This window comes from Megasphaera sp. MJR8396C, assembly GCF_001546855.1.
Lineage (GTDB): Bacteria > Bacillota > Negativicutes > Veillonellales > Megasphaeraceae > Megasphaera.
The window spans coordinates 49,550-57,090 of sequence record NZ_KQ958195.1 but is presented as its reverse complement, the minus strand read 5'-3'; the positions used below and the strand labels follow the sequence as shown (position 1 = coordinate 57,090).

Below are 7,541 nucleotides of genomic sequence, written 5' to 3'. Positions count from 1 at the left end.
CCCATTTCCCCGTAAGGGGACTGAAACCCGGCGGTAATGCCGTTGCGGCCATCACAAAGCAGCGCATGTCGTATTACCCATTTCCCCGTAAGGGGACTGAAACTCGTCGACAGCTGCTTTATAGGTAGCTTCGATAATTTCGTCGTCGTATTACCCATTTCCCCGTAAGGGGACTGAAACCGCTTAAAGAGCCATCCGTATTTCTCGATGGCTTTCGGTCGTATTACCCATTTCCCCGTAAGGGGACTGAAACTACGATTTAACATTAAATCGCGATAAGAAAATTTTAACGTCGTATTACCCATTTCCCCGTAAGGGGACTGAAACCACCATTTGATACCTGTAATTGTCGACGGATTTTCGAGTCGTATTACCCATTTCCCCGTAAGGGGACTGAAACTCTTGGAATAAAGCCATCATTTTATTGAATGGACGTTCTCGTCGTATTACCCATTTCCCCGTAAGGGGACTGAAACGAGTCAGGGCGACTCATCGCTGCTATTGTTTTGCATGTGTCGTATTACCCATTTCCCCGTAAGGGGACTGAAACATCGCCAGTAAGACCATGAACGAGAGAAAGTCATACTTGGAGCTACCCATTTTCCCCGTAAGGGGTCTGACAGGATAAGTGAAAACTTGTCCTGATTTTTTTATATTTTTTTTGCCTGATGGAGGTGGTGCTGTCCATGCGGTATCTTATTTGCTATGATATTGCGGATACGAAACTTCGTACCAAGGTCGCTAAGTATTTAGAAGGCTTTGCTTTTCGTATCCAGTACAGTGTCTTTATGTGTGAAAACACGGAAAAGGGCATGGCGGAAGTCTATAAGCGCCTCATTGTTTTGACGCACGATGCTTCAAAGAAAGCGATTCTTATCGTTCCCCTGTGTCGGAGCTGCGAAAGCAAGATGAAGACCCTTGGCACGGCCATTGAAAGTGAAACGTATTGTATCATTGCCTGAAAGAAGGGATGTCATGAGTGTTCTCTACTTGCTCTCGACCGGCAGTTACTTGCGGAAAATCAAAGACCGCCTACTCATCGGCAGGGCTGATGGAAGTCATAAGAGTCTACCTATTCAAAACGTCGAGCAAATCGTCCTCAATAAGGGCGGCAAGATTACACCGGAAGCCGTCTATGCCTTGTTGGAACATCGGATTCCCATCATTTACGTCGATTTCTTGGGGCACGTCGTCGGTGTCTTAGGCAATTTGCCGTGTAGTCTGCAGCGAAGTCTCTGTCAAATGCAGTATTTTTCCCAAGAACCACAGCAGATTTTGCTGATTCGCAGTATTTTGGCCGTCAAATTGGAAAATCAGCAGTCACTTTTAAAGAGCTATGCAAAATCGAAGTATCATGACGAATTATTGAAGTTGGCCAAGCAGATTGCCCGTTATGCCAAAAGGATTTCCCAAACAGACGACATTGAAGTGTTGCGCGGCCTGGAAGGGATTGCGACGAGAACCTACTTTCAAGCCGTTCCCTTCATGGTCGACACCGACCTTTGGCCTTGGAATGGGAGGAATCGACGACCGCCCAAGGATCCGTTAAACGCCATGCTCAGTTATGGATATACTTTTTTAGAACGCGAAGTCCGCGTAGCCATTGCCGGGGCCGGGATGGACTGTCGGCTCGGATTTTTCCACAGCAATACGGGAACGAGAGACAGTTTGGTCTTCGATTTTATGGAGCTCTTTCGCCCCAATGTAATCGACCGCTTCGTCTTTCGCGCCGTGAACTTAAAGATATTCTCGCCGGAACAATTTGAAACCTTAGCCGACGGCTGTCGCTTCACGGAAGAGGCCCGCAAGGTATGGATTTATCAATATGAAAAATATATGCAGGTCATTTCTAAGAGCTGTCAGGATCAAACGCCGCGGGAATGGATTCGCTCACAAATCGAAGATTTTGCTCGTCATCTATTTACGGCTTCGGACACTACGTTGTAATACAGAAAGAAGGGATACCATGGGAAATGGTTTATTGAAAATGGCCGGTCTTGGGGTAAAAAAGGCATCGGAAGTCGGTCTTGATAAGGCTAAATCAGGTGTGAAGCATTGCCTGGAAACGAAAAAACTCCTAGAGGAAAATCAATGCCGCTGGCAGGCTGCATCCGAAAAGTATCAACGAGAAGTCAGCCGATTATCCCTGATCATCGAAAAGACCCAGTCCCTGATCGGACTTTGCAAACGATATGGGCTGACCGACGGTGAGATTCCGTACCCCATCGTTCATTCTCTAGAAAAAGAATTTCCTGACTGTAAACTACAGCAAGACGGTTCTTTCCTGTTTAAGGGCGCTGCTGCTGGAGCCTTTGCTGCGGCTTCAACCTTGGGCGGAACGGCGGTATTGGGAACGGCCTCGACGGGTACGGCCATTGCCAGCCTTCATGGGGCTGCTGCGGCTGGAGCTGCCTTGGCCAGTCTTGGCGGAGGATCTCTTGCGGCCGGCGGTCTCGGCATCGCAGGCGGCGTGGCCGCTTTGGGGACAACCTTTGCCGTGCCGGCTATTGCAACCGGCGGATACCTGTGGGATAAAAGTGTTCGCAAACAACATCAGAAGGTGCTGGCTTACGAAAAGGCCGTAGAAGAAGAATGCCGTATCCTACAGCAAATTTATCGTCGCTACGATGCCTTGAATACCAAATTGATCACTTGGTTGGCTGGGGAGCAATACAGCCGAAGAATAAAGGGCAGTGCTGAATGACAAAAAAATCCCTGAGACTGCTGTATAAGCAAATCTCAGGGATTTTAAATATGGGAGCCTATCATGCAAAAAAATCCTGCCGACAGCTGTGTCGACAGGCCTTGTCTTTTGGGCATGAAAAAAGGAGCCAGTTGACGCTGACTCCCTTTTTCCTCCTCGTGAAAGGAGATGATAATATGACCAAGTACGATTTCCTATCTTTATTATAGCTTAATTTGAAACGTTTGTCGAGAAGGCTTTTTTCCTTGATGCCCCGAGGGGATGGGCCGTTATCACGGCAACTCGATTTTTGTGAGGACGGTATCGAAGTTGGACAGCATATTTTTAATATGTTCGTCCCTGTAGAAGTCAATGGCGGCTGCTTTCAGCAGTTTATTCATTTCTTTCAAAATATAGTCGTACTTCGCCAGGGGCAGACGCATCTTTTTTCTCCAGAGGCAGTATTCATTGGCCAAAAAGAAGAAATATACGCCTATGTAAGCTTTGTCCAACTGGGTATAGCGCGTTTTCTGCGGAATGGCATGTACCAGGAACCATTTGGCATATAAGGTACCGAACCGATAGAAAATATAGTGCGGGGAGATTGGATATCTCACTTCTTTTTCCCATGCTAATTGTTTCATATCGATTTTGGTATATCGTTCGATGTTGTAGGAGTTTAAAATGGTTTGGAAACAGTCGTGGGCTTTTGTGAGATTTTCGAGATGTTGTGCCGGTCGATATTGCGTAAGGTCTACGGTTTCCGGATTATTAATAAATTCTAAGAAGATAGAAGTATTTTTATTGTTTATCTGAATCTTTTTCAATGAGTTGTCATAAACATTGTTTGTGTACAACACTCCGAGTGTATACAGTGATTTGATATACAGATTATATGCGGCGTCTTTATCAACTTTTTTCTCGAGTGATTCGTATATTGCAATGGCTCTCTGAAGGTCTTTTACAGCATGAATCATCATCGATGTGCGGGACTTTTGGATATGATCTCGGATTTTTTGCCCGATTGGATTTGTAGGATTCAGAACAACTTCTCCCCAAGCTTTTCCGCGACGATACTTAGCTTTTATTTCAGATACGGGAGCAAGTGGCCTATCAATGGCAAATAACATATCGTACGTCGCGTTCATCTTGTCAAAACATTCGACGATATTGACGTCTTTCATGTTTTTGAGGGCAGGCTTATTCTTGCCTGTAAAATGGTCGATAACATATTTATAGAAATCGTATGCTTTAGACTGATAAGCCATAACATTTCTTTTATCAAGTTCGAGAATTTTAGCGTATATCTCGACAGCTCTTAAGAAACAATCGTTAGCTTCGAGGGCGTTCGAGTTTTTTGTTTTCCGACCTCGTGAATCTCGTTCCCATCGTATATTGCTGAGCTGACTGTAGGCCATGGCGACGTCTAACAACACTTCGATGTCCTTCTTTTTCGACATCTCTTGAATTTCCGGAGATAACTGTTTTGCCGTGCATCCGGCAGTTTTTAACATGTCGTACCAATTATCCTTGCTTTTATACTTTTTTATAGCGGCGGCATCCATGATCCGTCACGCTCCTTTCTAAGGGTTTGCAGCGTACATGACGGCATCAGATTCCGTTTCGAACAAAAGACCTTCTTCATCCTAATCTTCTTTTTCGGCTGCCATGTAAAACCCATTCTTCCGTTAGGGTATAGTATATATTACCATTATATCACAATATTGTATACAACTGGAATCTTTTGTTCCTTTATATTAGGGCACAGAAGGTTTATTTCAAATCGACGGACCTTGAAATATCCGCTAAAGATCGGACTATGACGGGATGTGACTCATTTGACAAGAGAAGGTGAAAAAACGTATACTAAACGTAAATAAAGGGAATGTATTCGTCGTGGAAAACCTCCAGATATAGGAGCTGATTCCTGTGTCTGGAGGTTGTCTTGTCTTTGTGGATTAGAAGAAAGAAGGGAAGTGTCATGGGGGATATGTTTACTGACGATATTATCCTGATCGAAGACCGATACACGTTTCGTTTCGTGGACTGCAGCCTTACCGGTCTCGGGGAATTGACCGCCAACGAGGCTTTTCAGGATGCCTGTGAAATCTTCACCCATCCCGACATAACCTACGTCGACCGAGCGAATCGGATTGACGTCGTCGCCGGCGATAAGAATACCATGGCCCATATCTATAGCGACCGGATCGAGCTGATTTATGTCTACGATGAGCCGAGGATCGAGGAAACGGGACTCTTTGGCCGTGTGAAAGAAATGAGGGTCCGGTCCTTTTTCGAATCCTTTAGAAAGCGACTGCTGGCCGAAAAAGTATTGACCTTTGGACCGCCTAAAGGGCAAATTTCGATAGAAGCTGAAATGCCGGGCGGCAAAGAAGGTCGCGTGGCACCGGGACAGCACGTCTATCCGATCCATTTTAAACCCTGAACGGGCACGTCGGCGACTTCACGGATACGGGCTTTTACCCTGGCTATGGGGCAGCATCCGTAGACGAGGGCTGACAAAAAGAGGAGCGAATCGATGAAGCATATCATGTTACTGTTTTTAAGTGAAGTCCATCTCAATGACGACCGTACCTTATCCGTTTCTCGCTATCATCATCTCGATGGGACGATGATATACTGCGTGCAGACCAACGAGTCGGCCGTTCGCCGGACGGCCGATCTATTAAAAAAGCAGGGGGAGAGGCTGGACTGCCTGTTCTACTTTTCAACGAAACGAACGCAGGAAGAAATCCGCTATATCGACGAAACAGGGGATGAGCGAACCTTGACTCATGAGGCCCTGTTCCTCGAACGGATACAATCCTTTGCTGCCCACTGCGTCCGCATCGATTACGATGAACGCAGTCAGACCGAGGAAAGTATTCGCCAGGTCCTTACCATGGCCGACACCATCCGTACCTTTATGGAGTCCCAATCGTGGCTTCCGGAAGAGGTGGCACTCCACGCCGATTTTACCGGCGGTTTTCGCCATGCTTCGATGATGATGCTGTCAGTCATGCAGCTCTTGAAATACCGCGGCATTCGGACGATGTCCGTCCTTTATTCCAATCGTAATGAACAACAGGTCGAAAATGTAACCGACATCTACCGCATGTTCAACCTCATTTCCGGCGCCGATGAATTCATCAATTTCGGCAGTACCCGTGAAATCACGGCCTATATGGAAGGCTCTGAACAGACGAGGGAAACGAAGCGGCTCTTACAGACCATGCGTGACTTTACCAATGCCGTCCGAATCTGCCGGACTGGGAAAATTACACCGCTGGCGAAGAAACTTCAAGAAGCCTTGCGGGACTTTGAACAGGCCGGGGCCGTTTCTTTGCAGGAAAAGATTTTTCTGCGCATCTTGGAAGTCTTTAAATCAGAGTACGGTTCGCTATTACAAGATGACTTTACCAACTTTGATATCATCCGCTGGTGCGTCGAAAAGGGCTACCTTCAGCAGGCTATGACCTTGTGCAGCGAATGGATCCCCGGTGAAATCGTGAGCCGGCGTATTTTTTATCCTGTCAATGATTCTATCATCACCAAGTGTACCAAGCAAAAAATGAACTACCAGACGTGGCAGCAGTATTTTTTAAATGCCCTTATGGTCGAGCATTGGCAAGAAAAACTCGAGAAGCCTTTGAATAAAGGTAGTGAAGCCTCTGTGAAAGAAGACGACAGTTTGCCTTTGCAGGAAAATCATAAACCGTCCTTGAAAGGGGATGGCAAAGTTCCTTTGAACAGAAATCGCGACATGGCCTTGAAAAAAGACCTTGAGTTTCCTCGGAAGGAATGCCGCAGACTTACCTTCAAGGGATACCGGGTTATTTCCTTGAAACAGTATTGGCAAGAGCGATTGAGACCGGTCGATTGGGAAAGGCAGGAAACGAGGCTGCGGACCATGGTTCGAATTTTTGAATGCTCAGGGAATTTTTCCTCTGTCTCGAAGCTTTTCAAAGATGATGCCGATTTTGTAAGGCCTTTGCTGGAAGAATTGCCCTTCGGAGCGCGGGCGCTTTCCGACCTAAAAAAAGGCCGGCTGACAGCGGAACAACTGAAAGAAACATGGCCGAGAATCCATATGACACTACTGACCATGTACGAGAAAGCCAAAGAAACTCCGGCCTTTAATCAGACTGCAGAAGAATACTTTAAAACCCTTCAGATGGGAGATGTCTATGATTTCCTGAAAATGGCCTCGTATGACTTATTTCAGACCTTGTTGAAGCTTAATGAGCCCTTAGAAGAGGACCAACCGTCTGAAGAAAATCAGTCGGGTGAAATTTCGGGAGACAATACGGTGTCTAAAGCGGATGTATTGGCGGAAGCTTCCGAAAACGACGGGGCGTCCGAGGAAAATCCGTCCTGTGAAATATCAGAGAAGGAAGAAAACCACTCCGATGAGGCAGAAGAAACTGTGGCTGATGAAAGTTTGGAAGGTGAGGCGGTCTCTGAAGAGGACGTTTTCGATATCTCTGATTTAGAATACAAATGGAACATCCGAAAAGCCAATTACTTGCAAATGATGAGCAACGATGACGTCGCTTATAAACGCCCGGCCGAGGCTACCATGGAGATTCTCTATAACTACTTCCAAATCCGTAATGAACGGAATAACATCAACCACGCCAATGACGAAGACTCTTTGTCGACGGAGGCGATAAAAGACCTGGTCCTCGACTTACTGCGGCGAATGGAAGACATCGATGGGCTCAAATCGTGAAAATATCGAGAGCTTGAACCTTTGACAAGATAAGTCAAAAAAAGTATACTAAATATAAATAAGGGTAATACCTTAGCCTGTAGAAAACCTATTTTGGGGTCAAAAACCCGGTAGGTTTGAAAATTT

At 46.1% G+C, this 7,541-nt stretch carries 6 protein-coding genes and 1 CRISPR repeat array; of the genes, 5 read left to right on the top strand and 1 reads right to left on the bottom strand.

Translation table 11 applies throughout. The features are described 5' to 3' along the window. Positions 1–67: 67 nt before the first annotated feature. A CRISPR array of direct repeats spans positions 68–622; the repeat unit is 36 nt; unit sequence GTCGTATTACCCATTTCCCCGTAAGGGGACTGAAAC. A gap of 64 nt (positions 623–686) precedes the next feature. The 3 genes from cas2 to HMPREF3201_RS07325 are packed head-to-tail and all read left to right on the top strand — an operon-like array spanning position 687 to position 2,704. Then, positions 687–962, top strand: coding sequence for a CRISPR-associated endonuclease Cas2 (gene cas2, locus HMPREF3201_RS07335; protein ID WP_062412436.1), 276 nt, complete (start codon positions 687–689; stop codon positions 960–962). A 13-nt stretch (positions 963–975) separates the two neighbouring features. Then, positions 976–1,947, top strand: a complete 972-nt coding sequence (gene cas1 / locus HMPREF3201_RS07330) for a CRISPR-associated endonuclease Cas1 (RefSeq protein WP_062412435.1) — start codon at positions 976–978, stop codon at positions 1,945–1,947. Positions 1,948–1,966: 19 nt separating this feature from the next. Then, the gene (locus HMPREF3201_RS07325) at positions 1,967–2,704 is read left to right on the top strand and encodes a hypothetical protein (protein WP_062412434.1); all 738 of its coding nucleotides are present in this window, start codon (positions 1,967–1,969) and stop codon (positions 2,702–2,704) included. A 272-nt stretch (positions 2,705–2,976) separates the two neighbouring features. Here the strand turns inward: HMPREF3201_RS07325 and HMPREF3201_RS07315 are convergent, their stop codons facing one another. After that, positions 2,977–4,248 (bottom strand): hypothetical protein, encoded by a 1,272-nt coding sequence (locus tag HMPREF3201_RS07315; RefSeq protein WP_062412432.1) that lies wholly within the window; start codon positions 4,246–4,248, stop codon positions 2,977–2,979. A gap of 425 nt (positions 4,249–4,673) precedes the next feature. Here HMPREF3201_RS07315 and HMPREF3201_RS07310 point away from each other — a divergent pair, with 425 nt between their 5' ends. Then, positions 4,674–5,129: a hypothetical protein gene (locus HMPREF3201_RS07310; RefSeq protein WP_206671166.1), complete on the top strand. Its 456-nt coding sequence runs from the start codon at positions 4,674–4,676 to the stop codon at positions 5,127–5,129. 93 nt (positions 5,130–5,222) lie between these two features. After that, entirely contained in the window at positions 5,223–7,415 is a 2,193-nt protein-coding gene (locus HMPREF3201_RS07305; protein WP_062412430.1) for a TM1812 family CRISPR-associated protein, read from the top strand. Positions 7,416–7,541: the final 126 nt, after the last annotated feature.

Excerpts from the sequence above, each read along its gene's own strand:
- cas2 (WP_062412436.1), top strand. The coding sequence starts at position 687 with ATGCGGTATCTTATTTGCTATGATATTGCGGATACGAAACTTCGTACC.
- cas1 (WP_062412435.1), top strand. The coding sequence starts at position 976 with ATGAGTGTTCTCTACTTGCTCTCGACCGGCAGTTACTTGCGGAAAATC.
- HMPREF3201_RS07325 (WP_062412434.1), top strand. The coding sequence starts at position 1,967 with ATGGGAAATGGTTTATTGAAAATGGCCGGTCTTGGGGTAAAAAAGGCA.
- HMPREF3201_RS07315 (WP_062412432.1), bottom strand. The coding sequence starts at position 4,248 with ATGGATGCCGCCGCTATAAAAAAGTATAAAAGCAAGGATAATTGGTAC.
- HMPREF3201_RS07310 (WP_206671166.1), top strand. The coding sequence starts at position 4,674 with ATGTTTACTGACGATATTATCCTGATCGAAGACCGATACACGTTTCGT.
- HMPREF3201_RS07305 (WP_062412430.1), top strand. The coding sequence starts at position 5,223 with ATGAAGCATATCATGTTACTGTTTTTAAGTGAAGTCCATCTCAATGAC.